Source organism: Massilia paldalensis, assembly GCF_044901715.1.
GTDB classification, from domain to species: domain Bacteria; phylum Pseudomonadota; class Gammaproteobacteria; order Burkholderiales; family Burkholderiaceae_D; genus Telluria; species Telluria paldalensis.
Window position 1 is genome coordinate 34,366 of record NZ_JBJCIU010000007.1, and the last position, 25,745, is coordinate 60,110.

Below are 25,745 nucleotides of genomic sequence, written 5' to 3' on the forward strand. Positions count from 1 at the left end.
CCCGTCGCCCCTGCGCAGGCAGGGGCCTAATTTGCCGTCGTGGCCGTGCTGGCGAAATTGGGCCCCTGCCTGCGCAGGGGCGACGTATCGGCTGAGTTACGCCCGGCACACGCTACAATTCGGATTTGCAGATTCTCAATCCGAATTCCTCCATGAACAAGCTGGCGCTGTACTTCCGCCTCGTCCGGGCCGACAAGCCCATCGGCATCCTGCTGCTGTTGTGGCCCACGCTGTGGGCCTTGTGGATGGCGTCAGGCGGCCATCCCGATCCCCTGATCCTCGCCATCTTCGTGCTCGGCACGGCGCTGATGCGCTCGGCCGGCTGCGCGATCAACGACTACGCCGACCGCGACTTCGACCGCCACGTCAAGCGCACCGTCGACCGCCCGCTCACCAGCGGCAAGATCAAGGGCTGGGAAGCGCTGATGGTGGCGGCCGTGCTGGCCATCGTCTCCTTCCTGCTGATCCTGCCGCTGAACGCGCTGACCAAGCAGCTGTCCGTGGTGGCCGTGATCGTCGCCGGCAGCTACCCCTACTTCAAGCGCTTCTTCGCGATTCCCCAGGCCTACCTCGGCATCGCGTTCGGCTTCGGCATCCCGATGGCCTTCGCGGCCGTGCAAGGCCACGTTCCCGCAGTCGCCTGGTGGCTGCTGGTGGCGAACGTGTTCTGGTCGGTCGCCTACGACACGGAATATGCGATGGTCGACCGCGACGACGACCTCAAGATCGGCATCCGCACGTCCGCCATCACGTTCGGTCGCTACGACGTGGCCGCCATCATGCTGTGCTACGCGGCGGCGCTGGGCATCGACCTCGCCTGCGGCTGGATGCTGGGCCTGCGCTGGTGGTTCGTGGCCGGCGTGGCCGTGGCGGCGGCGATGGCGCTCTACCACTACACGCTGATCCGCGGCCGTGACCGCATGCTGTGCTTCAAGGCCTTCCGCCATAACAATTGGTTGGGTGCCGCACTATTCTTCGGTGTCGCGCTAGACTATGCTTTAGGATAATATTGTCCAATAAACCATAGCCAACAGAGAGGCCCACCCATGATGGAAAAAATCCCGACCCAGACCGGCGCGCGCGACCAGCTGCTGTCCGACCTGAAGAACGTCGTCCAGGACGCCGAAGCCTGGCTGCGCCACAGCGGCCACCTGACGGGCGAGGAGTTCAAGGCGGCCAAGGCCAAGTTCGAGCGTACCCTGGTCTCCGCCAAGGAAAACATCATCCACCTGGAAGAAGCCGTGGTCGAGAAGACCAAGGTCGCCGCCAAGGCCACCGACGAATACGTCAAGGAAAATCCGTGGAAAGCGGTCGGCCTGGGCACCGCGATCGGTGTCGTGCTCGGCATGCTGATCGCCCGTAAATAATGGCGATCTTCGCGGCCGCAGGCCGCGCCGCCTCGACGCTGGCCACCATGGTCGGCACGCGCCTCGAACTGGCCGCGGTCGAGTTCCAGGAAGACGCGCGCCGCATGCTGGGCCACGTCGCCCTGGCCATCCTCGCCGTGTTCCTGCTGGCCGCCGGCTTCATGCTGGGCGCCTTCTTCGTGATCCTGCTGTTCTGGGATACGTACCCGCTGCAGGCCACGGCCGGCATGGCGATCCTGTTCGTCGTCATCGCCCTGCTGATGCTGCTGAAGGTGCGCTCGTCCCTGAACGCGAAGCCGCCGCTGCTGGCAGCCACGCTGGCCGAACTGCGCAAGGACGTCGACTACGTGCGCCAGGCCGCGGCCATCCGCGATGCCGAGGCGCATGCCGAAGCCAACGCCGCAGTCAATGCCGCCTCCGTGCCGGGAGCCGCCCATGAATAAGCCATCGCTCGCCGAACGCCGCCTGGAACTGATCTCCCGCTGCGCCGAGGAGCGCGCCGAACTGGCCGATGCCGTGCTGGCGCTGCGCCCGTCGAACGCCCTTGGCCATCCGGTGGCCGGCTTCGTCGTCGGCCACAAGAAGGCGGTGCTGGCCTCGGCCGCCGCCATGCTGGGCGTGATGCTCGCGCGCCGCAAGACCATCGCCGCGCTCGCCGGCACCGTCATGACGGGCATGAGCATGGCGCGCAACGTGCTGGGTGTCGTGCGGCAGTTCCGGCGCTAGACGCAAACGCGCGGTCCCAAACGACGTCGTCCCTGCGCAGGCAGGGACCCAGTTTCAAGTAGCGTCAGCGCTACATTGGGTCCCTGCCTGCGCAGGGACGACGGTCTTAAAGCCAACGCTTCAGTTGGCCTTACCCAATTCCTCGCCCAACTCCTTCCCCCGCGCCGCCGCCGCCTTCATGGCCGCGACGATCGCCTCCTTGACGCCCGCCCCTTCCATGCTCGTGATGGCGGCATGCGTCGTCCCGCCCTTCGACGTGACGCGCTGGCGCAGCACTTCCACGCTGTCGTCGGACTGCGCCGCCAGCTGGGCCGCGCCCGTGAACGTGGCGAGCGCCAGCGCCTTGCCCTGCTCGGCCGACAGGCCCATCTCGACGGCCGCCTGCTGCATCGCCTCGAGGAAGTAGAACACGTAGGCCGGGCCGCTGCCCGACACCGCCGTCACCGGATCGATCAGGCTTTCCTCGTCCAGCCACACGGTCTGGCCGACGGCGCGCATGACGCTGTCGGCGGCTTCCTTCTGGGCCGCGCTCACGCCGGCCATCGCGACCATGCCCGTGATGCCCTGGCCGATCAGCGCCGGCGTGTTCGGCATCGTGCGCACGATGGCGCCGTAGCCGTTCAGCCAGCGCGACAGGTCGGCGCCGCGGATGCCGGCGGCGATCGACAGCAGCAGCGGGCGGTTGCCGAGCTGCGACTGCAAGTGGAGCGCGACGTCGCGCATCTGCTGCGGCTTCACCGCGAGCACGATCACGTCGCTCGCCGCGACCCCGGCGCCGATGTCCGGCGCCGTCGTCACGCCATAGCCCGCGCGCAAGCGCTCCAGCGCTTCCGGGTCCGGATCGACCACGTGGATGTCCTGTGCCTGCGCGACGGCGCCGACGAGGCCCGCGATGAGGGCGGTGGCCATGTTGCCGCCGCCGATGAAACTGATCTTCATGCTGCTCCTGTTCGCTGATGTCATTCCGCTGATGTCATTCGTAATGGCGCGCGCCGAAGATGGCGCTGCCCACGCGCACGATGGTCGCGCCTTCCATGATGGCCGCGCCCATGTCGCCCGACATGCCCATCGACAGCGTGTCGACGGGAATGCCGGCGGCCGCGAGTTCACCGGCCAGCGCGCGCAGGCGCGCGAACGGCGCGCGCTGCAGCGCCGGGTCGGCCTGCGGCTCCGGGATCGCCATCAGGCCGCGCAGGCGCAGGTTGGGCAGCGCGACCACGTCCCGCGCCAGCGCGAGGAGTTCGTCGGCACGCACGCCGCTCTTGCTCGCCTCGCCGCTGATATTCACCTGCAGGCAGATATCGAGCGGGCCGCGCTCGGGCGGGCGCTGTTCCGACAGGCGCTGGGCGATCTTGAGGCGGTCGACCGTGTGCACCCAGTCGAAGTTCGCGGCGATGGGGCGCGTCTTGTTGCTCTGGATCGGACCGATGAAATGCCATTCGAGCACCAGGTCCGGTCGCGCTTTTGCGACAGCGGCGATCTTGTCGACGCCTTCCTGCACATAGTTTTCGCCGAAGGCGCGCTGGCCCGTGGCGAGCGCCTCGAGTACCGCTTCCGCTGGGAAGGTCTTCGAGACGGCCAGCAGCCGCACCGTCGAACGCGCCCTGCCGGCGGCCTGGCAGGCGGCCTCGATTGTCGCTTCGACAGCTTGCAAGTTGGCGGCGATTGTGGACATAATGGTTTTCTGTAGGAAATATTTTTCGGTTACACGCACTCTCGCCGGACAGGCCACGCAAGGGCACAAGGATTATAGGCTAATGGACATTTCGGAACTCCTCGCTTTCTCGGTCAAGAACAAGGCCTCGGACCTGCACCTGTCGGCCGGCCTGCCGCCGATGATCCGCGTGCATGGCGACGTGCGCCGCATCAACCTGCCGCCGCTGGAGCACAAGGACGTGCACGGCATGATCTATGACATCATGAACGACGGCCAGCGCAAGCAGTACGAGGAGATGCTGGAGTGCGACTTCTCGTTCGCGATCCCCGGCCTGGCCCGCTTCCGCGTCAACGCCTACAACCAGGAACGGGGCGCGTCCGCCGTCATGCGCACGATCCCGTCCAAGATCCTGTCGCTGGAAGAACTGAACGCGCCGAAGATCTTCGGCGAGCTGGCGCTCAAGCCGCGCGGCCTCGTGCTGGTGACGGGCCCCACCGGCTCCGGCAAGTCGACGACGCTGGCCGCGATGGTCAACCACCTGAACGAGAACGAGTACGGCCACATCCTCACCATCGAGGACCCGATCGAGTTCGTGCACGAATCGAAGAAGTGCCTGATCAACCAGCGCGAGGTGGGCCCGCACACGCTGTCGTTCAACAACGCGCTGCGCTCGGCCCTGCGCGAGGACCCGGACGCGATCCTGGTCGGCGAGCTGCGCGACCTGGAGACGATCCGCCTGGCGCTGTCCGCGGCCGAGACGGGCCACCTGGTGTTCGGCACGCTGCACACCTCGTCCGCCGCCAAGACCATCGACCGCATCGTCGACGTGTTCCCGGCCGAGGAAAAGGAAATGGTGCGCGCGATGCTGTCGGAGTCGCTGCAGGCCGTGATCTCGCAGACGCTGCTCAAGACCAAGGACGGCTCCGGCCGCGTGGCCGCCCACGAGATCATGATCGGCACCCCGGCGATCCGCAACCTGATCCGCGAAGCGAAGATCGCGCAGATGTATTCGGCGATCCAGACCGGCTCCAACGTGGGCATGCAGACGCTGGACCAGAACCTGACGGACCTCGTGCGCCGCAACGTGATCTCCTCGGCGGCCGCACGCGCCGCCGCCAAGATCCCCGAGAACTTCCCGGGTTAAGGACTGCCATGGAACGCGACCAGGCCGCCAAATTCATGTTCGACCTGCTGCGCCTGATGGTGGCGAAGGGCGGCTCGGACCTGTTCATCACGTCCGGCTTCCCGCCCGCGATCAAGATCGACGGCCGCATGACGCCCGTGTCGAGCCAGGCGCTGTCCGCCTCGCACACTGCCGACCTGGCGCGCGCCATCATGAACGACAAGCAGGCGGCCGGCTTCGAGCTGACCAAGGAAGCCAACTTCGCCATCAGCCCCGGCGACCTGGGACGCTTCCGCGTCTCCGCCTTCATGCAGATGGGCGCCGTGGGCATGGTGCTGCGCGTGATCACCACCACGATCCCGAAGTTCGAGGACCTGGAATTGCCGGACGTGCTGAAGGACGTCGTCATGACCAAGCGCGGCCTCGTCATCATGGTCGGCGCCACGGGCTCGGGCAAGTCGACGACGCTGGCCGCGATGGTCGGCTACCGCAACGACAACAGCTACGGCCACATCATCACGATCGAGGACCCCGTCGAATTCGTGCACCCGCACCGCAACTGCGTGATCACGCAGCGCGAGGTGGGCGTCGACACGGACAGCTTCGAGGCCGCGCTGAAGAACTCCCTGCGCCAGGCGCCGGACGTGATCCAGATCGGCGAGATCCGCGACCGCGAGACGATGGAACACGCGATCGCCTTCGCCGAGACGGGCCACCTGTGCCTGGCCACGCTTCACGCCAACAGCGCCAACCAGGCGCTGGACCGCATCATCAACTTCTTCCCGGAAGAGCGGCGCCAGCAGCTGTTGATGGACCTGTCGCTGAACCTGAAGGGCCTCGTGTCGCAGCGCCTGATCCCCAGGAAGGAAGCCAAGGGCCGCGTCGTCGCCATCGAGATCCTGCTGAACTCCCCGCTCATCTCCGACCTGATCTTCAAGGGCGAAGTCCACGAGATCAAGGAGATCATGAAGAAGTCGCGCGAACTCGGCATGCAGACCTTCGACCAGGCGCTGTTCGACCTGTACGAGGCGGACAAGATCAGCTACGAGGACGCGCTGCGCAACGCCGACTCCGTCAACGACCTGCGCCTGAACATCAAGCTCAACAGCAAGCACGCGAAGAACCGCGATTTCTCGGCCGGCACCGAGCACCTGGGTATCGTTTGATGGGATGGCGGGAGGGGTCAGAGCCCGGTGTTGCTTTCGAAGGGCTCTGACCCCGGTGTTCAGCCGCGAACCTTTGCCGTACACTCTTGCCTTTGAATCAACTCGAAGCAGGAGACGACGATGAACGTATTCGATTTCCAGGCCACCTCCCTCGACCGCAAGCCGGTGGACCTGGCCCAGTACCGCGGCAAGGTGCTGCTGGTCGTGAACACGGCCAGCAAATGCGGCTTCACGCCGCAATACGAGGGCCTGGAAAAGGTCTACCGCGAACTGCACGCGCGCGGCCTGGAAATCCTGGGCTTCCCCTGCAACCAGTTCGGCCACCAGGAACCGGGCGACGAAGCCCAGATCGGCGCCTTCTGCGAAAAGAACTACGGGGTGAGCTTCCCCATGTTCGCCAAGGTCGACGTCAACGGCGACGCCGCGCATCCGCTGTGGAAGCACCTGAAGGAAAGCGCCCCGGGCGTGCTCGGCACCGAGGCCATCAAGTGGAACTTCACCAAGTTTCTCGTCGGGCGCGACGGGCGCGTGCTGCACCGCTATGCGCCGACCACGAAGCCGGAAGAGATCGCGGACGATATCGAGAAGGCGCTGTAATCACAGCGGCTCGCCCAGCAGGTCGCGCAGGTACAGAAACGTCGTTCCCCCTTCCCTGCGCACGGTCCCCGTCCAGTGCGAAGCGGGATTCCGGGCGCACAGCCACTCGCGCTGCAAGGCCGACAGGGCCTTGAAGCGCACCGGGAAGCCGGACTTGCCGGCCTCGGACTCCAGCATTCCCGTCAAGTCGGACGAACGCGCGTCGCACGTGGTCAGGCGCATGTCTCCCCAGGCCGACACTTCCCTGTCCTCGTAGGCCCCGGCATGGGCCGCGAGATAGTCCGTATCCACATAGCGGTACTCTTCCGCCACCGCATCCAGCTTGCACGCGGCGCCGATCCGCCCCAGCTGCGCGATGCGCTCGTCCATGCGGTCCGCGGCGCAGCGGGCGACGGCCTGCGGATCGTCGTCGGACAGGAGATTGGAGCAGGCGTTACGGTCGCGCAGCCAGAACTTCTGGGTCTGGCGCAGTTGTTCGCGCTCGGACTCCGGACATTGTGCGAGGCGCTGCGCGAAGGCGGCAGCCATCTTGCGGTCGGCCGCGACGAGGGCGGGACTGGCGCACATCGCCTTTTCCACCGGCGTCGCGGCGGCCGCGCAGTGCATCGGGGCCGACGCCGCCGGTCCTGCCAGGCAGGCCAGCGCGCCGGCGAGAAAGATCGAAGAAAGACGTAACGGTGCCGATGCGATGCCGCCCATGGCTGCCCTCCCGGTAGCTGAAACCCGTGATGGTGCCATGGAACGGACAACGCAACACTATCGAATCGTCACCGCCATGCTCATTTCTTCGGCACGATCCGGATCGCCTGCCCGCCGCCCGGCGCCAGCTTCAGCTGCAGGGTGTCCTTGGCCGTCACGGTCTTCGTCTCGACGACGAGGTCGAAGCGGTGCGCGTTGCGGTAGTCGGCGGCATCGCCGTCGCGGTAGATCTCGGCCACGTACTGTTTATCCTTGTCGAGGAAGGACAGCGGCAGCGGCAGCGTGCGTGCGTTGCCGTCGGTGACGGCGCCCACGTACCAGCCGTCGGACTTGCGGTCCTTGCGCGCCATCGTCACGTACTCGCCCACGGCACCGTTGATCACGCGCGTGTCGGCCCAGTCGGTCGGCACGTCCTTGATGAACTTGAACGCCTTCGGGTACTTGGCGTAGTTTTCCGGGATGTCGGCCGCCATCACGATGGGCGAATAGATCACGACGAAGTTGGCGAGCTGCTTGGCCTGCGTCGAATTGAACACCTTGTTGTCCGCGCCGACGAGGCTCAGGACGCCTGGCGTGTAGTCCATCGGGCCGCTCAGCATGCGCGTGAACACCAGCTTGGCCTCGTGGTCGACGGGGTTCGGCGGATTGCCCCAGGCGTTGTATTCGACGCCGCGCGCGCCTTCGCGCGACAGCCAGTTCGGATACGTCCTGCGCAGGCCAGTGTCCTTGATGGGCTCGTGCGTGTCGACGGCGATCTTGTAGCGCGCCGCCTCCGTCACGGCCTTCAGGAAATGGCGCACGCCTTCCTGCGAATCGTAGTTGCCGTAGTGTGGCCTGCCGTCTGCACCAGGGAACAGCATCGTGCCCGCCTCGTGCACATAGCCCGACTTGACGCTGTCCACGCCGTACTTCGCATACAGTTTATACGCTGCGTCCATCTGCTTTTCGTAGGCAACCAGGTTGCCGCCCGTCTCGTGGTGGCCGATCAGGCGCACGCCCTTCTGCTGCGCATACGCGGACAAGGCCGGCAGGTCGAAGTCCGGATACGGCTTCGTGAAGCTGAAGTCGGCGCCGCCGTGGCCCCAGTCGCTTTCCCAGCCCTGGTTCCAGCCTTCGACCAGCACGCCGCGGAAACCGTTCTGGGCGGCGAAGTCGATGTATTTCTTCGTGTTGTCGGTGGTGGCGCCGTGCTTCGGTCCCGCGTTCCAGGTCGTCTGCTGCAGGTGCATGCCCCACCACACGCCGACGAACTTCGACGGCTTGACCCACGAGACGTCGCCCAGCTTGTTCGGCTCGTTCAGGTTGAGTTCCAGGTCCGACATGTACAGGCCGGCCGCGTCGTCGGCGATGCGCATCGTGCGCCATGGCGTCGTGAAGGCGCCGTGACGCACGACGGCGGGGCCGGTGGACGACGGCACCAGCTGGGCGCGCAGCTTCTGTCCTTCGACCTTGCGCAGCCACATCGACGCGTAGTCGACCAGCGCCGCTTCGTGGAAGGCGATATGGGTGCCGTCGTCCAGGCGCACGGTCAGCGGCGTATTGGCGGTACCGATTTCCTTCAGCGGGGCCTTCTGCACCAGCTCTTCCAGGCCGGGCAGTTCGCCGGCCGGGATCCACCAGGCCGTGGCCGGCTGGGCGACGACGAATTCGGTCAGCTCGTCGGTGATCTCGACGTCCTTCAGTTGCGGCTGCGACGGGAATTCGTAGCGGAAGCCGACGCCGTCGTCGTAGATGCGGAAGACGACGACGAGGCCGCGCTTGTCGCGGTTCTTCTGCTCGACCTCGACGCGCAGCTCGCGGTAGTGGTTGCGCACGTAGCGGCGCTCGCCCCACGGTTGTTCCCAGGTGTCGTCATGCTCGCTGGTGCGGCTGTCGCGCACGCTGAAGCCGCCGTCCAGTTTGTGGGCATTCGCGAGGTTGAAGCCCAGGCGCGACAGCCCGATGACTTCCTTGCCCTTGCGCTTGACGTCGTAACCGAGTTTGCCCATCGGGTCGAGTTGCACTTCCACGGCCAGGGCGCCGTTCGGGGACGTCGCGCTGGCGACCACCTGTTGTGCCCAGGCGGCGGAAGCTGCCATGTAACTTGTAAACACCGCAGCCACGGCAAGCAGTCGGATACGCATCTGTCTCACTCCTGTTTTGCCGGATTGCTGGAGATCCGGCCATGTTATGGGAGTGTAATATTACTACAGCGAACTCATCATGCGACGCGCTTCAGGCAACCTGCAGACCCAGCGTACGTACCAGCTCGGCGGCCTGGCGCGGCGAGATGGTCGCTCCCAGGAACTGCTTCGCGTTGGACAGCTTCAGGCCGCCGAGATCCGCCCCGCGCAGGTCGGCGCCGTCGAACCGCGTGTCCTTGATGTGGGCATCGCGCAGACTGGCATTCTCGAACACGGCGTCGCGGAAGTCGCAGCCGGACACATCCGCCTCCGAGAAATCCAGGCCGGTCAACGTCGCCTTGCGGAAGGACATGCGGCGCAAGTCGGCGCCGACGAGCAGGCAATCCTCGAACGTGAGGCCCAGCTGGCCGACTTCCTCGAATTGGGATCCCGTCAGCTTGCAGCCGCGGTAGGTCGCGGAAGCGAGCTTGGCGCGGCGCCAGCTGGCGTTGTTCAGGTCGCAGGCGTCGAAGCGGGCATCGACCAGGTCGGCCGATTCGAAATCGGCATGGCCGCCGCGGCAGCGCTGCCAGCGCGTGCGGCCCAGTTTCGCCGCATAGAACGACGCTTCGGCGAGCGCGCAGTTGCGGAAGCTGCAGTCCTGCAGGTCCAGGCGCGACAGGTCGGTGCCAGACAGGTCGCACTCCTCGAATACGATCAGTCGGTCGTCGGCCAGCAGTTGTTCGATGCGTGGACGCGAGACGGTTTCGCCGGTGAGGGTCGTGGTGGATTTACTCATGAAGCAGAAATGATCAGGTGACTTGACCGTCGCCCCCGCGAAGGCGGGGGTCCAATTTTGTCGAGGCCGTGGTAGCGCATGCAGAAATTGGGCGCCTGCCTTCGCAGGGCGACGGCGTATTGGCGACGGGGAGCGGGCTAGCGGGTCTCGACCCGCGCCGACGAGTGAATCGTGCACCCGCGGTGCACGTTCTCGAGGAAGCGAATGGCCTCCTCCAGCCTGCAGGAACGGGGCAGCAGCCGGCCCAGCGACTCGTCGTCGACCAGCTTGTCCACGCCGTAGGCGATCGCACGCGAAATCTCGCGCGCCTCGCGGCCGTCGCTGTTGTACAGCGCATCGTAGACCCCGACCTCTTCCCACAAGGGCACGTAGCCGGGGCTGATGCTGTCCTGGAACGCGACCGACGGCGCCGCATCCTCGTCCTGGGAAATCAGCCGAAACACGAAACTCACGGAAGCCTCCAATTGCAAAAATCCGGGCGCCGATGCTACCACGGTGCCGGTTTTCGCGCCGGTGCCGTCCTCAGGCCGGTACGCCCGCCATTGCCCTGTCCACCAGCTCGATCCAGTGCGACACGGGCGTCGCCGTTCCCGACTGCAGATGCCCGATGCACCCGACATTGGCCGACACGATTTCCCTCGCCCCCGTCGCTTCCAGGTTGGCCAGTTTGCGGTCGCGCAGCTGCTGCGCCAGTTCCGGATGCAGCACGGAATACGTGCCGGCCGAGCCGCAGCAGAGGTGGCTTTCCGCGCACAGCACGACGTCGACGCCGGCCGCGCGCAGCACGCCCTCGACCTTGCCGCGGATGCGCTGCCCGTGCTGCAGCGTGCACGGCGGGTGGAAGGCGACGCGCTCGTGGATGCGGCCGGCCAGGCGCGCGGCGATCTCGCCTTCGAAATCGCACACGATCTCGGACAGGTCCTTCGTCAGCGCGGCGATGCGCGCGGCCTTGTCCGCATAGGCCGGGTCGCGGGCCAGTAGGTGGCCGTAGTCCTTGACCGTGACGCCGCAGCCGGACGCCGTCATCACGATCGCCTCGATGCCCTGCTCCACGTACGGCCACCAGGCATCGACGTTGCGGCGCATGTCGGCCAGGCCGCCGTCCTGGTCGTTCATGTGGAAGCGCACGGCGCCGCAGCAGCCGGCACGCGGCGCCACCAGCAATTGCACGCCCAGCGCATCGAGCACGCGCGCCGTGGCGGCGTTCACGTTCGGTGCCATCGCCGGCTGCACGCAACCTTCCAGTACCAGCATCTTGCGCGGATGCGCGCGCGTGGGCCAGTGGCCGGCGGCGGGCGCCGGCTGCAGCTTGCCGCGCAAGGTTGCCGGCAGCACGGGCCGCGCCAGCTGACCGGCGCGGAACGCGGGCTTGAACAGGCTGGTGCGCGGCAGGAATTCCTTCAGCGTCGCGCGCTTGATGCGTTCGCCCGCGGGACGGGGCACGCGCGCCTCGACCACCTTGCGGCCGATGTCCACCAGGCGCCCGTAGCGCACGCCCGAAGGACACGTCGTTTCGCAATTGCGGCAGGTAAGGCAACGGTCCAGGTGCAGCTGGGTCTTGCGCGTGGGCGCCGCCCCTTCCAGCACCTGCTTGATCAGGTAGATCCTGCCGCGCGGCCCATCCAGCTCGTCGCCCAGCAGTTGGTAGGTCGGGCAGGTGGCGGTGCAGAAGCCGCAGTGCACGCAGGCGCGCAGGATCGCGTCCGCCTCGATGCCGTCGGGCGTGTTCTTGATGAAGTCGGCGAGATTGGTTTGCATGTCAGGCCATCCTTGCGCGATCGAAGATGCCGGCCGGGTCGAACCCGGCCTTCAGGCGTTCGTGGATGCGGGCGACGGCGGGCGCCAGCGGCTGGAACACGCCCACGGCCTTGTCGCCGCCGCGGAACAGCGTCGCATGGCCGCCCGCGGCAACGGCCGCGCTGCGGATCCGCCCTGCCGTGGCGGCGTCGCCCGGTGCGCGCAGCCAGCGCTGCGCCCCGCCCCACTCGATCAACTGGGGACCGAGGTCGAGCGCGGCGGCGGTGGACGGCAGCGACAGGCGCCACACGGGCAGGTCGCCGTCGAAGAAGGCGTGGCGCTGCTCGCGCAGGCTGGCCCAGAACGGCGCGCAATCCGGCACAACCTCGCCACCCAGCGTGCGCCGCGCATCGTCGACGGCGGCGCGCGCGCCGGACAGGCGCAGCGCCAGCCTGCCCTCGTGCCAGCAGCTGGCCGATATCGGCAAGGGCCGGCCGCCCCATTCGTTCAGCATGCGGAGAGCCCGGGCCTCGTCCATGGCGAAGCGCAGCGTGGTCTCGGCCACCGTGCGCGGCAAGACCTTTACCGACACTTCCAGCAGCACGCCCAGCGTGCCGAGCGAGCCCGCCAGCAGGCGCGCGACGTCGTAGCCGGCCACGTTCTTCATCACGCGGCCGCCGAAGTTCAATACGTCGCCCTTGCCATCCAGCAGCTGCGCGCCCAGCACGAAATCGCGCACGGCGCCCGCATTGGCGCGGCGCGGGCCGGACAGGCCGCTGGCCACGGCGCCGCCGATGGTCGCGTGCGCGCCGAAGTGCGGGGGCTCGAAGGCGAGCATCTGGCCGCGCTCGGCGAGCGCCGCCTCGACCTCGGCCAGGGGCGTGCCGCAGCGCGCCGTGATCACCAGTTCGGTGGGTTCGTAGTCGACGATGCCCGCATGCGCGCGCGTGTCGAGGATCTCGCCGTCGAGCGGGCCGCCGTACCAGTCCTTGCTGCCGCCGCCGCGGATGCGCAGCAGGCGGCGCTCCCGCACCGCCGCGAGCACCTGCTCCCGGAAGTGTTCAACCATGGTGTCTCCATCATTTTTATCTGTTCAGAAGCGCGGCAGGTGCGCGAACGGCAGCGCCCCGCCGTGGACGTGCATGCGTCCCAGTTCCGCGCAGCGGTGCGGCGTCGGAATCGCCTTGTTCGGGTTCAGCAGCATGGGCGGGTCGAAGGCGCGCTTGACGGCGAAGAAGGCTTCCAGTTCCTTGTGCGAGAACTGCACGCACATGGAGTCGATCTTTTCCACGCCCACACCATGTTCTCCGGTGATGGTGCCGCCCACTTCCACGCACAGCGCCAGGATGGCGGCGCCGAAGGCTTCCGCGCGGTCGAATTCGCCCGGCTGGTTGGCGTCGAACAGGATCAGGGGGTGCATATTGCCGTCGCCGGCGTGGAACACGTTGGCGCAGCGCAGGCCGTAGGTCGTCTCCATCTGCGCGATGCGCTCCAGCACGTGGGCCAGGTGCTTGCGCGGGATGGTGCCGTCCATGCAGTAGTAGTCCGGCGAGATGCGGCCGGCGGCCGGAAAGGCGTTCTTGCGGCCGGACCAGAAGCGCTGGCGCTCGCCCTCGTCCTGGGACACGGTGATGGCGCTGGCGCCAGCCGCGCGCAGCACGGTCGCCATGCGCTCGATTTCCTCGGCCACTTCCAGCGCCGTGCCGTCGGCCTCGCACAGCAGGATCGCCGCCGCCTCGAGGTCGTAACCGGCCTTCACGAACGGTTCCACCATGCGCGAGGACGTGCGGTCCATCATCTCCAGGCCGGCCGGGATGATGCCCGCCGCGATCACGCTGGCCACGGCGTCGCCGCCGGCCGCGACGTCGTCGAACGAGGCCATGATGACCTGGGCCAGCGCCGGCTTGGGCACCAGCCTGACGGTGACCTCGGTGACGATGCCGAGCATGCCTTCGGAGCCGATGAACACGGCCAGCAGGTCCAGGCCCGGCGCATCGAGCGCTTCGCCGCCCAGCTCGACGACGTCGCCGTCGATGGTGCACACGCGCACGCGCAGCACGTTGTGCACGGTGAGGCCGTATTTCAGGCAGTGCACGCCGCCTGAATTCTCGGCGACGTTGCCGCCGATCGTGCAGGCGATCTGGGACGAGGGATCGGGGGCGTAGTACAGGTCGAACGGCGCGGCCGCCTCGGAGATCGCGAGGTTGCGCACGCCCGGCTGCACGGTGGCCGTGCGGGCATACGGTTCCACGCGCACGATGCGGTTCAGGCGCGCGGTGGAGATCACGACGCCATCGGCCAGCGGCTGGGCGCCGCCGGACAGGCCCGTACCGGCGCCGCGCGGCACGATCGGCACCTGCAGCTCGCGGCATACGCGCAGGATCGCCAGCACCTGCGCCTCGCTGTCCGGCAGCGTGACGATCATCGGCATCTGGCGATAGGCGGCCAGGCCGTCGCATTCGTAGGGACGGGTGTCTTCCGGATCGAGCAGGATGGCCCGTTCGGGCAGCACGGCGCTCAAGGCATGGGCCACCTGGCGGCGGCGCGCGGGATCGACTGAAATCGAGGGAACCATGCGCCGATTGTAAGCACAATTGCATCGATTTGGCGTATCCTCCGCCTATCTTTTTTCGTAAGGCAGGTACAACCATGGGTAATCGACTCTCGAAGATCTCGACCCGCACGGGCGACGACGGCACCACCGGCCTGGGCGACGGCAGCCGCACCGGCAAGGACAGCCTGCGCATCCACGCCCTCGGCGACGTCGACGAGCTCAATTCCTTCGTCGGCCTGCTGCTGTGTGAGGACATGCCGGCGGCCATGCGCGAACAACTCGTCTCGATCCAGCACGACCTGTTCGACCTCGGTGGCGAGCTCTGCATTCCCGGCTACCAGATGATCAAGGACGACCACGTCGCGCGCCTGGACGGCCTCGTCGAGCACTACAACGCCGACCTGCCGGTGCTGAAGGAATTCATCCTGCCGGCCGGTTCGCGCGCCGCCTCGCTCGCCCACGTGTGCCGCACCGTGTGCCGGCGCGCCGAGCGCAGCATCGTCGCCCTCTCCGCCGGCGAGACGATCAACCCGCAGCCGCGCCAGTACGTGAACCGCCTGTCCGACCTGATGTTCGTGCTGGCGCGCGTGCTGAACCGCTTCGCGGGCGGCAGCGACGTGCTGTGGCAGCACGAGCGCAAGCGCGGCTGATGGGAGGGACGGACAGCGACGTCTTCGACGTCCGTTTCTACCGCGGCAGCCAGAACTGGCCCTCGAACCCCTTCCTGTTCCAGGGGCCGGGCCAGCTCGTCATCGAGCCCGACTTCCTCGTCCTGCGCGGCAGCAGCCACCGCTCGTTCCGTTTCCCGGCGCGCGCCGAGCAGCGCGTGCGCATGGTCGACGTCGTCAACGTGCGCACCGAAGGGCCGGACGTGCTGTTCGACATGCTCACGGTGGACGGCATGCGGGAAGTGGGCTTCAGCGCGGCCGATGCGGACACGGCGAAGGCCATCGCCAAGCGGCTGCCGGCACGCTGGACGCCGGAATTCGAGGTCGCCTACCAGGAGCGCGCCGTCTTCCACGACCGCATCGACTACTGGAGCCCGTCCACGCCCGTGATCTGGGGCCTGCTGGCGGCGAACATCGGCATCTTCTTCCTGATGTGGCTGCAGCGCCACGGTCCCGGCGCATTCAGCATGCGCACGGTGATGGGCTGGGGCTCGCAGGTGGACGCGATGCTGCGTTCGTTCCAGCTGGTCGAGTGGGGGTCGAACGTGGGCCGCCTGACGCTGCACGGCCAGCCCTGGCGCCTGTTCACGTCGATGTTCCTGCACGGCGGCCTGCTGCACCTGGCGTTCAACATGTTCGCGCTGTGGCAGGTCGGCCGCCTGGTCGAACGGATCTTCGGCAGCCTGCGCTTCGCCTGCCTCTACCTGCTGGCCGGCCTGGCGGGCAGCATGGCCAGCGTGCTGTGGAACCCGCACACCAACAGCGTGGGCGCCTCGGGCGCCATCTTCGGCATCATCGGCGGCCTGCTCGCCTTCATCCGGCGCGAGAACAGCGGCGTGCCGCCGACCGTCGTGGCCGACCTGCGCGGCTCGATCCTGCCCTTCCTGCTGTTCAACCTGACGGCGGGCTTCCTGTATCCGCACACGGACAACGCGGCCCACCTGGGCGGCCTGGCCGGCGGCTGGCTGGCGGGGCACCTGCTGGCGCGCTCGCTGCACGTGCCCGGACAGGCCCGCGCGTGACACGCAGGACGGGCACCATGTGCCACCCTACTTCTTCGCCAGCAGGCGGTACAGGACATCGAGGTCGACCGGCTTGACGAGGTAATGGTCGAAGCCGGCGTCCAGCGCACGCTGGCGGTCGCTGTCCTGGCCGTACCCGGTGATGGCGACCAGCATGGCGTCCTGCGTCGCGGGCTGGGCGCGCAGGCGCCGCGCCAGCTCGATGCCGTCCATGCCCGGCAGGCCGATGTCGAGCAGGCACACCGCGGGACGGTCGGCGCGCGCATGCTCCAGCGCGCGGTACGGGTCGTGCTCGATGCTGACCTCGTGGCCGGACGCTTCCAGCAGCATGGCCAGCGTGGCGGCCGCATCGACGTTGTCGTCGACCACCATGATGCGCGTGCCGCCGCCGTGCGCCGCGGCGCCGTCCGTGCCCGGCCCGCCCGTGTCCTGCGGCGCCGCCGGCAGGCACGGCAGGGTCACCGTGAAGCGGCTGCCCTTGCCGATGCCCGCGCTGTCGCACGCCACCCGGCCGCCATGCAGCTCGACCAGGCTACGGACCAGCGCCAGGCCCAGGCCCAGGCCGCCCGAGGTGCGGTCCGACGTGCGCTCGGCCTGCGCGAACAGGTCGAAGGCGCGCGCCACCAGCTCCGGCGCCATGCCGATGCCGTTGTCGCGCACCGCGATCGCCACCTCGCCGTCGTTCACGGCGGCGTAGAGGGCGATGTCACCGCCTTCCTGCGTGTACTTGGCGGCGTTGTTGAGGATGTTCGCGATGACCTGCACCAGGCGCTTGCCGTCGCCCTGCAGGAAGGCGGCCTGCTGCGGCACCTGCACCGACAGGCGCTGGCGCCGCGCCTGCACCAGCGGCGTCGCCTGCTCGACCGCGTCGGCGATGACGTCGCGCACGTCGAGCGTGTCGCATTCCAGCTCCACCAGGCCGCGCGTGACGCGCGACACGTCCAGCAGGTCGTCGATCAGGCCCGTCATGTGGGCCACCTGGCGGCCGACGATGCGGCTGGTCTTGCGCACCATCGCTTCGTCGAGCTGGGCGCGCTGCAGCAGCTGCGCCGCCGCGCCGATCGGCGCCAACGGGTTGCGCAGCTCGTGCGCGAGCATCGCCAGGAATTCGTCCTTGCGGCGGTCCGACTCCTTCAGCTTTTCCTCGGCCAGCTTGCGTTCCGTGATGTCGCTGGCGGTGCCGATCCACTCCTTGATCTCGCCGTCCTTGTCCAGCATGGGCACGGCGCGCGACAGCGTCCAGCCATGGCCGCCGTCGATGCGGCGCACGCGGTGCTCGAGCTCGAACATCGCTTTCTCGCGGATCGCCCTGGCGATGGCGGCGTGCAGCGCACCCTGGTCCTCGGCCGGGATGTAGTCGTCCAGCCAGAAATGGTTGGGGTCGAGGGTGTCGCGCAGGAAGCCGCGCCCTTCGAGCGCGCGCAGCTGGCTCCAGTCGGGGCTCATGCGGTAGATGACGTCGGTCGTGGCTTCCGTCAGCGCGCGCAAGCGGCCTTCGCTCTCGCGCAGCGCCCCGGTCGAGCGCACCTGCTCCGTGACGTCCTTGTTGGTGTGCAGGATGCATTCGATGCGGCCGTCGCTGCCGACGATCGGCGTGCTGGTCGCATCCCAGAAGCGCTCCTCGAAGACGACCTCGCCGCTGGGCAGCGTCACGGGAATGGGATAGCGGCAGGCCGGCAGCGTATGCGTCTCGCCGGTCGCGAGGACGTGCGCGAGCGAACGCCGCAGATCGGTTTCGCCCGTGTCCTCGGCATCGTCGGGATTGCCCGGGAAGGCCACGAACAGGCTGGTGCCGACCAGCTCCTCGCGGGTGCGGGCCGACGCCTTCAGGAAGGTGTCGTTGACCGCGAGGATGATCGCTTCCGGCGTCGGCGACAACAGGTAGTTGCCGCTCGGGGAGCTGTTGAAGACCGACTCGAACAGGGCTGGCGAGAGCATCGTTGGCGTCGACGTCCGGAAGGTTGCGCCTGGGTTTGCGTCAGGTATTGTTCACCACCAGCCGTGCACCCTTGATGCCGAAGCGCTCGCGGATCGACTTGGCGATGCCCGCCGCGTCCAGGCCCACGGAGGCCAGCAGCAGCGCCGGGTCGCCATGGTCGATGAAGCGGTCCGGCAGGCCCAAGATCAGCAGGGGCTTGGCGATGCCTTCCGCGGCCAGCGCCTCGGCCACGGCCGAACCGGCGCCGCCCATCGTGCAGCCCTCTTCCACCGTGACCAGGTAGTCGTGCTCCTGCGCCAGGCGCTTGACCAGTTCCACGTCCAGCGGCTTCACGAAACGCATGTCGGCCACGGTGGCGTCCAGCTCGCCGGCGGCGGCCAGGCTCGGCGCCACCATCGAACCGAAGGCGAGGATCGCGACGCCCTTGCCTTCGCGCTTGACGACGCCCTTGCCGATGTCCACGGTGTTCAGCGCCGTCTCCAGGGCCGCGCCGACGCCGGCGCCGCGCGGGTAGCGCACGGCGGCCGGGCCCGGGTAGTGGAAGGCCGTGGTCAGCATGGTGCGGCACTCGTTCTCGTCCGACGGCGCCATCACGACCATGTTCGGGATGCAGCGCAGGTAGGCCAGGTCGTAGTTGCCCGCATGGGTGGCGCCGTCGGCACCCACGATGCCGGCGCGGTCCAGCGCGAAGGTCACGTCCAGGTTCTGCAGGGCCACGTCGTGGATCAGCTGGTCGTAGCCGCGCTGCAGGAAAGTCGAATAGATCGCCACGACCGGCTTCATGCCCTCGGTGGCGAGGCCGGCGCCGAAGGTCACCGAGTGCTGCTCGGCGATGCCGACGTCGAAGTAGCGCTCCGGGTATTCCTGGTGGAAGCGCACCATGCCGGAACCCTCGCGCATCGCCGGCGTGATGCCGACCAGGCGCTTGTCGGCGGCGGCCATGTCGCACAGCCAGTTGCCGAACACCTCGGTGTAGGTGATCTTGGACGCCTTGGCCGGCTTGATGCCTTCGCTCGGGTTGAACTTGCCGGTGCCGTGGTACAGGATCGGCTCGGCCTCGGCCAGCTTGTAGCCCTGGCCCTTCTTGGTGACCACGTGCAGGAATTGCGGGCCCTTGAGCTTCTTGATGTTTTCCAGTGTCGGGATCAGCGAATCGAGGTCGTGGCCGTCGATCGGGCCGATGTAGTTGAAGCCGAATTCCTCGAACATCGTGGCCGGGACCACCATGCCCTTCGCGTGTTCTTCCAGCTTCTTCGCCAGTTCCAGCATCGGGGCCGGCAGCATCGACTTGCCGACGTTCTTGGCGGCCGCGTAGAACTGGCCCGACATCAGGCGCGCCAGGTAGCGGTTCAGCGCTCCCACTGGCGGCGAAATGGACATGTCGTTGTCGTTCAGGACCACGAGCAGGTCGCAATCCTCCTCGACGCCCGCATTGTTCAGGGCCTCGAAGGCCATGCCGGCGGTCATGGAGCCGTCGCCGATGACGGCGATGGCCTTGCGTTTCTCGCCCTTGATCCGGGCCGCCTGCGCCATGCCCAGCGCCGCCGAGATCGAGGTCGACGAGTGCGCGGTGCCGAAGGTGTCGTACTCGCTCTCGTCGCGCTTGGGGAAGCCCGACAGGCCGTTGTGCTGGCGCAGCGTGGGCATGCGCTCGCGCCGGCCCGTGAGGATCTTGTGCGAGTAGGTCTGGTGGCCGACGTCCCAGACGATGCGGTCGTACGGGGTGTCGAACACGTAGTGCAGCGCGATCGTCAGCTCGACGGTGCCGAGGTTGGACGACAGGTGGCCGCCGGTCTTGGATACCGAGTCGAGCAGGTAGCTGCGCAATTCGTGGGCCAGCGGGGTGAGCTGGGTACGCGGCAGCTTGCGCAGGTCGGCGGGGTCGTTGATGGTCTCTAGCAGGTTCATTTATGCCTTCCGCTGCACGATCAGGTCGGCCAGTTCGCGCAGCCGCAGTGCTTGTTCTCCGAACGGGGCCAGCGCTTCGTGCGCTTGCCGCCGCAGTTGTTCCGCCAGTGCCTTCGAGGGCTCCAGGCCCAGGATCGACACATAGGTCGGCTTGTTCGCCGCCGCGTCCTTGCCCGCCGTCTTGCCCAGCGTGGCCGAGTCCTCGGTGGCGTCGAGCACGTCGTCGACGACCTGGAACGCGAGGCCGATGGCTTTCGCGTAGGCGTCCAGGGCTTCCAGCTGGGCCGGACCCAGGTCGCTGCCCGCCAGGGCGCCCAGCAGCACCGACACGCGCAGCATGGCGCCCGTCTTGAGCTGGTGCATGCGCTCGAGCTGTTCCAGCGTCAGCGCGACGCCCACGCTGTCCAGGTCGATCGCCTGGCCGCCGCACATGCCGGCCGAACCGGCCGCTTCGGCCAGCAGGCGCAGCATCGTCACCAGGCGCGCCGGCGGCACGTCCGTGGCGCCGGCCAGCACGTCGAAGGCGCGCGCCTGCAGCGCGTCGCCGACCAGCAACGCGGTCGCTTCGTCGTAGGCGACGTGCACCGTCGGCTTGCCGCGGCGCAGGGCGTCGTCATCCATGCACGGCATGTCGTCGTGCACGAGGGAATACACGTGGATCATCTCGACGGCGCTGGCGGCGCGCGCGACCGCGTCCGCCGGGGCGCCGAACAGTTCACCGCTCGCATGCGCCAGCAGCGGACGCACGCGCTTGCCGCCGCCCAGCGTCGTGTAGCGCATGGCGTCGTGCAGCTTGGCCGGTTCCTGCGTGGCGGCCGGCAGGAAGCGATCGAGCGCCGCCTCGGTATCGGCCTGCACGGTCTTCATCCAGTCCGCGAAAGGCAGGGAGGCGCTCATTCGTCCTCTCCTTCCGTGCTGAAGGGCTTGAGCATCTCGCCTTCCAGCACCTTCACTTGCGCCTCGACTTTCTCGAGCTGGGCCGCGCAGTAGCGCACCAGTTCGGAACCGCGCGCATACGCGGCGACGGAAGCTTCCAACGGCAATTGCCCGCCTTCCATCTGGGTGACGAGTTGGGCCAGTTCGGCCATCGCCTGCTCGAAGTTTTCCGGCGGATTCGCAGCCGCGTCGGTGCTCTCCGCGTTTGTTTTCTTTGGCATAATGTTTTTGATTGATTCGGGGGCATGGCAGTACGCTTGCAACCGGTGCGCCACCTGCCAGTCTAACCGCTTATTGTAAAACAACCCACCCCCGCATGACGGCGCACGTCACGCCCTCAGCTTGCAAGCAAGGACACATTTTATCGCAAAGCGCCGAGCGTCCCCGCCAAACCATGCTATTCGAACAATTTTTGCGCGCGCCGGCACCACAATCTCGAGCGAGCCCGAGACTAGCCTACCCTTTACGGGCTATAATCTCCGGTTCTGTCTCCGAAATACCGTATTCCGCTCTTTAAAAATATCGGTTCTCGGATTCTTTCTCTTCTTTTGGTGAATGTGATTAAAGGGGGGTTGGGATGTCCGATCTGGCTACCCACGCCAAGCTGGCGCGTTCGCACGCGCAGCTTCCGGTAAATGTCTACTTCGACGAAGCGCTGCTGCAGCGCGAAATGCAGCAAATGTTTCTGAAGGGGCCGCGCTACGTCGGCCACGAGCTGATGGTGCCCGAAAAGGGCGATTTCGCCACCCTGAAATCGGAGAACGAAGGTCGCATGCTGGTGCGCAACGCGCAAGGCATTGAACTGATGTCCAACGTATGCCGCCACCGCCAGGCCCTGATGTTCAATGGCCGCGGCAACAGCAACAACATCGTGTGCCCGCTGCACCGCTGGACCTATGACCTGAAGGGCCAGCTGATCGGCGCGCCGCACTTTGCGGACACGCCCTGCCTGAACCTGTCGACGACCCCGCTGCAAAGCTGGAACGGCCTGCTGTTCGAACAGAACGGCTATGACGTGATGGACAAGCTGCGTACCCTGTCGGTGACGAAGGACCTGGACTTCTCGGGCTATATGTTCGACCACGTCGAGGTGCACGACTGCGACTACAACTGGAAGACCTTCATCGAGGTCTACCTGGAGGACTACCACGTCGAGCCCTTCCACCCGGGCCTGGGCAACTTCGTCAGCTGCGACGACCTGCGCTGGGAATTCGGTCCGGACTACAGCGTCCAGACCGTGGGCGTGCACCGCGGCCTGCAGAAGTCCGGCTCGCCGGCGTACAAGAAGTGGCAGGAAGCGGTCCTGAAGTTCAACAACGGCCAGGCCCCGAAGTACGGCGCCATCTGGCTGACGCTGTATCCGAACATCATGGTCGAGTGGTACCCGAACGTGCTGGTGGTGTCGACGCTGTGGCCCCTGGGTCCGCAGAAGACCCGCAACGTGGTCGAGTTCTACTATCCGGAAGAGATCGTGCTGTTCGAGCGCGAGTTCGTGGAAGCCGAGCGCGCGGCCTATATGGAGACCTGCGTCGAGGACGACGAGATCGCCCTGCGCATGGATGCCGGCCGCAGGATCCTGATGGAACGCGGCGTGACCGAGGCGGGCCCGTACCAGTCGCCGATGGAAGACGGCATGCAGCACTTCCACGAGTGGTACCGCGGCAAGTTCGGCGACATTCCGCCGGGAGCCTGATGCCGGCGCTCTGGATGCTGTTCGCCAGCTTCATGTTCGCAGCCATGGGCGCGGGCGTGAAGCTGGCTTCCTCCCTCTTCTCCACCTCGGAGATCGTGATGTACCGCGGGATCATCGGCACGCTGCTGCTGCTGCCCGCGATCCGCCTACAGGGCGGGACCCTCCGTACCGCCTTCCCGAAAGAGCACCTGTGGCGCAGCATCGTCGGCGTCGTCTCGCTGTGGCTGTGGTTCTACGCCATCTCCGCCCTGCCGCTGGCGACCGCCGTCACCCTCAACTACATGGCGCCGATCTGGCTGTCCGTCTGGATGCTGGCGTCCGGCTGGTGGAAGGGCAAGGACATTCCCGAATGGCCGCTCGTGTTGGCGGTGGCGATGAGCTTCGTCGGCGTCACGCTGGTGCTGCAGCCGGCCGTGGCCACCAACCAGTGGCTGGGCGGCGTGGTCGCCATCGGCTCGTCGGTGGTCGCCGCGATGGCCTATATGCAGGTGCGCCGGCTGGGCCAGATGGGCGAGCCGGAATACCGCGTGGTGTTCTATTTTTCCGCGACGATGGCAGTGGCGGGCCTGATCGGCGCGCCGTTCGAGAACGGCGTCGCGACGCCGTTCCACGCCGTGACCCCGAAGGGCGCCGCCCTGCTGCTGGCGATCGGCATTCCCGCCCTGCTGGCGCAGATCGCGATGACGCGCGCCTACCGCGTCGGCAAGGTCCTCGTGATCGCCAACCTGCAGTACACGGGCATCGTGTTCTCCAGCCTGTGGAGCATGTTCTTGTGGAACGACCGCTTCGACTGGCACGTCTGGACGGGCATGGCCGTGATCCTGTGCTCGGGCATGGCGGCGACGTTCTACAATACGAGGCGCACGGCGCGCGGCGCCGTCGTCAAGGATACCGATCCCATCGCCAGCGAAGCCTGAGGAGAACCCCAGCATGTACACGACCCTGATCGAAGCCGCGGCCCTGGCCGCCCACATCGACGATCCGAAGTGGGTGATCGTCGACTGCCGCCACGACCTCGTCAACCTCGGCGCCGGCCGCGCCGCCTACGACGCCGGCCACATCCCGCACGCCGCCTTCGCCGACGTCGAGACGGAACTATCGGGCGCCAAGCGCGGCGCCGACGGCGCCTTCCGCGGCCGCCACCCGCTGCCGGAAAAGGAAGCCTTCATCGAACTGCTGCGCGGCCTGGGCGTGAACGACGACAGCCAGGTCGTGGCCTACGATGCCCACGGTGGCATGTTCGCCGCGCGCCTGTGGTGGATGCTGCGCTGGGTCGGCCACGAGGCCGTGGCCGTGCTGGATGGCGGCCTGCCGTCCTGGCAGGCGGCGGGACAGCCGCTGGTGATGGAAGCGTCGCCGCCGCGCGAGCGCGGCAATATCGCGCCACGCGACGCACTCGTGACGACCGTGGACGTGAACGACATCCTGCATGACGTGGAACATCGCGCCGATCACGGCGGCCGGACGATCGTCGATGCACGGGCACCGGACCGTTTCCGCGGCGAGAACGAGACCATCGATCCGGTCGGCGGCCACATCCCGGGCGCGAAGAACCGCTTCTTCAAGGACAACCTGCAGGCGGACGGACGCTTCAAGACGCCGGAGCAGCTGCGGACGGAGTGGGAAACGGCGGTCGGTGATCCGAAGGATGCCATCATGCAGTGCGGCTCGGGCGTAACGGCCTGTCACAACCTGCTGGCGCTGGAAGTGGCCGGCATGCGGGGCGCCAGCCTGTATCCGGGTTCATGGAGCGAGTGGAGCGCAGACCCGGCGCGTCCGGTGAAGACCGGCGCGGCCTGACCGTCGCCCCTGACCTCGCCGGCCGCCTTGGCAGGGGCCCAATTTTTGGCGTGTCAAGGAAATTGGGTCCCCGCCTGCGCGGGGACGACACCTGTTTTCAGTCAGCGACTGATCGCATACGGCGCCGGCAGGAAGTCCGCCAGCGAGAACAGCACCACGGACACCAGCAGGACAGCCAATACGTAACCGAAACGCATCGGTTTCTGCCGCAATGCCCCAACCACTCGATCGACCAGCCCGTCCATGCTTGCCTCCGTCCAGGTAACGGCCCCAGCATAGGTTGCAACCAGTAAACTTGTCAATCCTGTCGCACAACAACCACGCGAGGCCGGCCTGACGAGCATCAGCGGGTCTCAGTGCTCTCAGTGCCCATGCGTCAGGAGCAACACCACGCCCACGCCGACGGCGATCAGGAGCACCTGCGGAATCGATTCGCGCACGGTGGCGCGGCGCTGCATCTGCGGCATCAGGTCGCTCACGGCGATGTAGATGAAGCCCGAGGACGCGAACACCAGTACGTAGGGAATCAGGTCGCTGGCCTTGTCCAGCGTGTAGTAGCCGAGCAGGCCGCCAGCCACGGCCAGCAGGCTGCACAGCAGGTTGAACACATAGGCGCGCACGCGCGAGAAGCCGGCGTTGAGCAGCACGATGAAGTCGCCGATTTCCTGCGGGATCTCGTGGGCGATGATGGCCACGCCCGTGACGATGCCCAGCTCCGGATTGGCGAGAAACGCCGCCGCGATCAGGATGCCGTCCGTGAAGTTGTGCATGCCGTCGCCGATCAGGATCATCCAGCCCGCCTTGCCCGCCTGCATCGCGTCGTGACCATGGGCGTGGCGGTGGCCGTCGCCCTCGTGGCAGTGCGAATGGCGCAGGAGCGCCACCTTCTCCAGCAGGAAGAAGGCCAGCAGGCCGCCCAGCAGCGTGGCGAACAGCTTGTGCGGGTCGGCCTTCGACTCGAACGCTTCCGGCAGCGCGTGCAGCAGCGAAGTCGAGAGCATGATGCCCACCGACAGGCTGACCATGCGCTCGACGACCTTCGACAGCAGGGTAAACGAGAACACCGCGGCGGCCGTGATGCTGACGACGCCGGCCAGGCCGGTGGCCAGCAGGATGGAGATGAGAATCGGGTCGATGTGAAGCCTCTTCTTATGCGTGATGCAGGCACGCCGGGATAGCGGCGCAAACCGGGCATTGTACCTTCACCGGCGTGCGCTCGTGCAATCATGCAAGGTCGTGACGCCGAGGCCTC

27 protein-coding genes are annotated in these 25,745 nt (G+C 67.2%); 12 read left to right on the forward strand and 15 right to left on the reverse strand.

From position 1 onward, the window contains the following. Nucleotides 1-152: 152 nt before the first annotated feature. The 4 genes from ubiA to ACI1V7_RS25495 are packed head-to-tail and all read left to right on the forward strand — an operon-like array spanning nt 153 to nt 2,093. Nucleotides 153-1,007 (forward strand): 4-hydroxybenzoate octaprenyltransferase, encoded by an 855-nt coding sequence (gene ubiA, locus ACI1V7_RS25480; RefSeq protein WP_404534892.1) that lies wholly within the window; start codon nt 153-155, stop codon nt 1,005-1,007. 39 nt (nt 1,008-1,046) lie between these two features. Beyond that, the gene (locus ACI1V7_RS25485) at nt 1,047-1,367 is read left to right on the forward strand and encodes an ElaB/YgaM/YqjD family protein (RefSeq protein WP_314540612.1); all 321 of its coding nucleotides are present in this window, start codon (nt 1,047-1,049) and stop codon (nt 1,365-1,367) included. After that, nucleotides 1,367-1,810 carry a phage holin family protein gene (locus ACI1V7_RS25490; RefSeq protein ID WP_404534895.1) on the forward strand — a complete coding sequence of 148 codons (444 nt, stop codon included), beginning with the start codon at nt 1,367-1,369 and terminating at the stop codon, nt 1,808-1,810. Before ACI1V7_RS25485 ends, ACI1V7_RS25490 begins: the two co-directional genes overlap by 1 nt. Beyond that, entirely contained in the window at nt 1,803-2,093 is a 291-nt protein-coding gene (locus ACI1V7_RS25495) for a hypothetical protein (protein WP_404534897.1), read from the forward strand. Before ACI1V7_RS25490 ends, ACI1V7_RS25495 begins: the two co-directional genes overlap by 8 nt. Nucleotides 2,094-2,213: 120 nt before the next feature. On the opposite strand, the gene proC is transcribed toward ACI1V7_RS25495, so the two are convergent. Together proC and ACI1V7_RS25505 are read right to left on the reverse strand one after the other, a co-directional pair. After that, nucleotides 2,214-3,032 carry a pyrroline-5-carboxylate reductase gene (proC, locus tag ACI1V7_RS25500; protein ID WP_404534899.1) on the reverse strand — a complete coding sequence of 273 codons (819 nt, stop codon included), beginning with the start codon at nt 3,030-3,032 and terminating at the stop codon, nt 2,214-2,216. Between the two features lie 34 nt (nt 3,033-3,066). After that, nucleotides 3,067-3,768, reverse strand: a complete 702-nt coding sequence (locus tag ACI1V7_RS25505) for a YggS family pyridoxal phosphate-dependent enzyme (protein WP_404534901.1) — start codon at nt 3,766-3,768, stop codon at nt 3,067-3,069. An 82-nt stretch (nt 3,769-3,850) separates the two neighbouring features. On the opposite strand from ACI1V7_RS25505, the gene ACI1V7_RS25510 reads away from it, so the two are divergent. From ACI1V7_RS25510 to ACI1V7_RS25520, 3 genes are all read left to right on the forward strand, one after another. Beyond that, nucleotides 3,851-4,894 carry a type IV pilus twitching motility protein PilT gene (locus tag ACI1V7_RS25510; protein WP_404534903.1) on the forward strand — a complete coding sequence of 348 codons (1,044 nt, stop codon included), beginning with the start codon at nt 3,851-3,853 and terminating at the stop codon, nt 4,892-4,894. Between the two features lie 8 nt (nt 4,895-4,902). Then, a complete protein-coding gene (locus tag ACI1V7_RS25515; protein WP_404534906.1) occupies nt 4,903-6,039 on the forward strand; it encodes a PilT/PilU family type 4a pilus ATPase in 1,137 nt (378 codons plus the stop codon). Nucleotides 6,040-6,159: 120 nt separating this feature from the next. Continuing rightward, nucleotides 6,160-6,636 (forward strand): glutathione peroxidase, encoded by a 477-nt coding sequence (locus ACI1V7_RS25520; RefSeq protein WP_404534908.1) that lies wholly within the window; start codon nt 6,160-6,162, stop codon nt 6,634-6,636. Here the strand turns inward: ACI1V7_RS25520 and ACI1V7_RS25525 are convergent, their stop codons facing one another. The 7 genes from ACI1V7_RS25525 to ACI1V7_RS25555 form a co-directional block, all read right to left on the reverse strand. Beyond that, nucleotides 6,637-7,335, reverse strand: a complete 699-nt coding sequence (locus tag ACI1V7_RS25525; protein WP_404534910.1) for a lysozyme inhibitor LprI family protein — start codon at nt 7,333-7,335, stop codon at nt 6,637-6,639. It abuts the gene before it with no gap. 80 nt (nt 7,336-7,415) lie between these two features. Then, entirely contained in the window at nt 7,416-9,413 is a 1,998-nt protein-coding gene (locus tag ACI1V7_RS25530) for a glycoside hydrolase family 97 protein (protein ID WP_404534912.1), read from the reverse strand. Between the two features lie 136 nt (nt 9,414-9,549). Next, on the reverse strand, nt 9,550-10,236 hold the full coding sequence (locus tag ACI1V7_RS25535) for a pentapeptide repeat-containing protein (protein ID WP_404534915.1): 687 nt from the start codon (nt 10,234-10,236) through the stop codon (nt 9,550-9,552). Between the two features lie 137 nt (nt 10,237-10,373). Continuing rightward, on the reverse strand, nt 10,374-10,688 hold the full coding sequence (locus ACI1V7_RS25540) for a hypothetical protein (RefSeq protein ID WP_290412496.1): 315 nt from the start codon (nt 10,686-10,688) through the stop codon (nt 10,374-10,376). Between the two features lie 70 nt (nt 10,689-10,758). Continuing rightward, a complete protein-coding gene (gene glcF, locus ACI1V7_RS25545; protein ID WP_404534919.1) occupies nt 10,759-11,994 on the reverse strand; it encodes a glycolate oxidase subunit GlcF in 1,236 nt (411 codons plus the stop codon). Nucleotide 11,995: 1 nt separating this feature from the next. Beyond that, nucleotides 11,996-13,042: a glycolate oxidase subunit GlcE gene (gene glcE / locus ACI1V7_RS25550; protein WP_404534921.1), complete on the reverse strand. Its 1,047-nt coding sequence runs from the start codon at nt 13,040-13,042 to the stop codon at nt 11,996-11,998. Between the two features lie 24 nt (nt 13,043-13,066). Then, a complete protein-coding gene (locus ACI1V7_RS25555) occupies nt 13,067-14,548 on the reverse strand; it encodes an FAD-linked oxidase C-terminal domain-containing protein (protein WP_404534923.1) in 1,482 nt (493 codons plus the stop codon). 74 nt (nt 14,549-14,622) lie between these two features. On the opposite strand from ACI1V7_RS25555, the gene ACI1V7_RS25560 reads away from it, so the two are divergent. Further along, on the forward strand, nt 14,623-15,177 hold the full coding sequence (locus tag ACI1V7_RS25560; RefSeq protein ID WP_404534925.1) for a cob(I)yrinic acid a,c-diamide adenosyltransferase: 555 nt from the start codon (nt 14,623-14,625) through the stop codon (nt 15,175-15,177). Further along, complete coding sequence (locus ACI1V7_RS25565; RefSeq protein WP_404534927.1) at nt 15,177-16,217, forward strand: rhomboid family intramembrane serine protease; 1,041 nt, start codon at nt 15,177-15,179, stop codon at nt 16,215-16,217. The genes ACI1V7_RS25560 and ACI1V7_RS25565 overlap by 1 nt, the downstream gene beginning before the upstream one ends. 27 nt (nt 16,218-16,244) lie before the next feature. Here the strand turns inward: ACI1V7_RS25565 and ACI1V7_RS25570 are convergent, their stop codons facing one another. The 4 genes from ACI1V7_RS25570 to ACI1V7_RS25585 are packed head-to-tail and all read right to left on the reverse strand — an operon-like array spanning nt 16,245 to nt 21,221. Next, nucleotides 16,245-18,155, reverse strand: a complete 1,911-nt coding sequence (locus tag ACI1V7_RS25570; RefSeq protein WP_404534929.1) for a PAS domain-containing hybrid sensor histidine kinase/response regulator — start codon at nt 18,153-18,155, stop codon at nt 16,245-16,247. A gap of 40 nt (nt 18,156-18,195) precedes the next feature. Further along, entirely contained in the window at nt 18,196-20,064 is a 1,869-nt protein-coding gene (gene dxs / locus ACI1V7_RS25575) for a 1-deoxy-D-xylulose-5-phosphate synthase (RefSeq protein WP_404534932.1), read from the reverse strand. After that, on the reverse strand, nt 20,065-20,961 hold the full coding sequence (locus tag ACI1V7_RS25580) for a polyprenyl synthetase family protein (protein ID WP_404534934.1): 897 nt from the start codon (nt 20,959-20,961) through the stop codon (nt 20,065-20,067). Further along, entirely contained in the window at nt 20,958-21,221 is a 264-nt protein-coding gene (locus ACI1V7_RS25585) for an exodeoxyribonuclease VII small subunit (RefSeq protein ID WP_404534937.1), read from the reverse strand. The genes ACI1V7_RS25580 and ACI1V7_RS25585 overlap by 4 nt, the downstream gene beginning before the upstream one ends. 356 nt (nt 21,222-21,577) lie before the next feature. Between ACI1V7_RS25585 and ACI1V7_RS25590 the strand changes: the two genes are divergently transcribed. From ACI1V7_RS25590 to ACI1V7_RS25600, 3 genes are read left to right on the forward strand one after another with little or no spacing between them, the layout of a single operon-like run. Beyond that, nucleotides 21,578-22,693, forward strand: a complete 1,116-nt coding sequence (locus ACI1V7_RS25590) for an aromatic ring-hydroxylating oxygenase subunit alpha (protein ID WP_404534939.1) — start codon at nt 21,578-21,580, stop codon at nt 22,691-22,693. Further along, on the forward strand, nt 22,693-23,610 hold the full coding sequence (locus tag ACI1V7_RS25595) for a DMT family transporter (protein WP_404534941.1): 918 nt from the start codon (nt 22,693-22,695) through the stop codon (nt 23,608-23,610). The genes ACI1V7_RS25590 and ACI1V7_RS25595 overlap by 1 nt, the downstream gene beginning before the upstream one ends. A 13-nt stretch (nt 23,611-23,623) precedes the next feature. Next, a complete protein-coding gene (locus ACI1V7_RS25600; RefSeq protein ID WP_404534943.1) occupies nt 23,624-24,493 on the forward strand; it encodes a sulfurtransferase in 870 nt (289 codons plus the stop codon). A 101-nt stretch (nt 24,494-24,594) separates the two neighbouring features. On the opposite strand, the gene ACI1V7_RS25605 is transcribed toward ACI1V7_RS25600, so the two are convergent. Next, complete coding sequence (locus ACI1V7_RS25605) at nt 24,595-24,738, reverse strand: hypothetical protein (RefSeq protein ID WP_314540668.1); 144 nt, start codon at nt 24,736-24,738, stop codon at nt 24,595-24,597. Nucleotides 24,739-24,855: 117 nt separating this feature from the next. Beyond that, nucleotides 24,856-25,557 carry a ZIP family metal transporter gene (locus tag ACI1V7_RS25610; protein ID WP_404534945.1) on the reverse strand — a complete coding sequence of 234 codons (702 nt, stop codon included), beginning with the start codon at nt 25,555-25,557 and terminating at the stop codon, nt 24,856-24,858. Nucleotides 25,558-25,745: the final 188 nt, after the last annotated feature.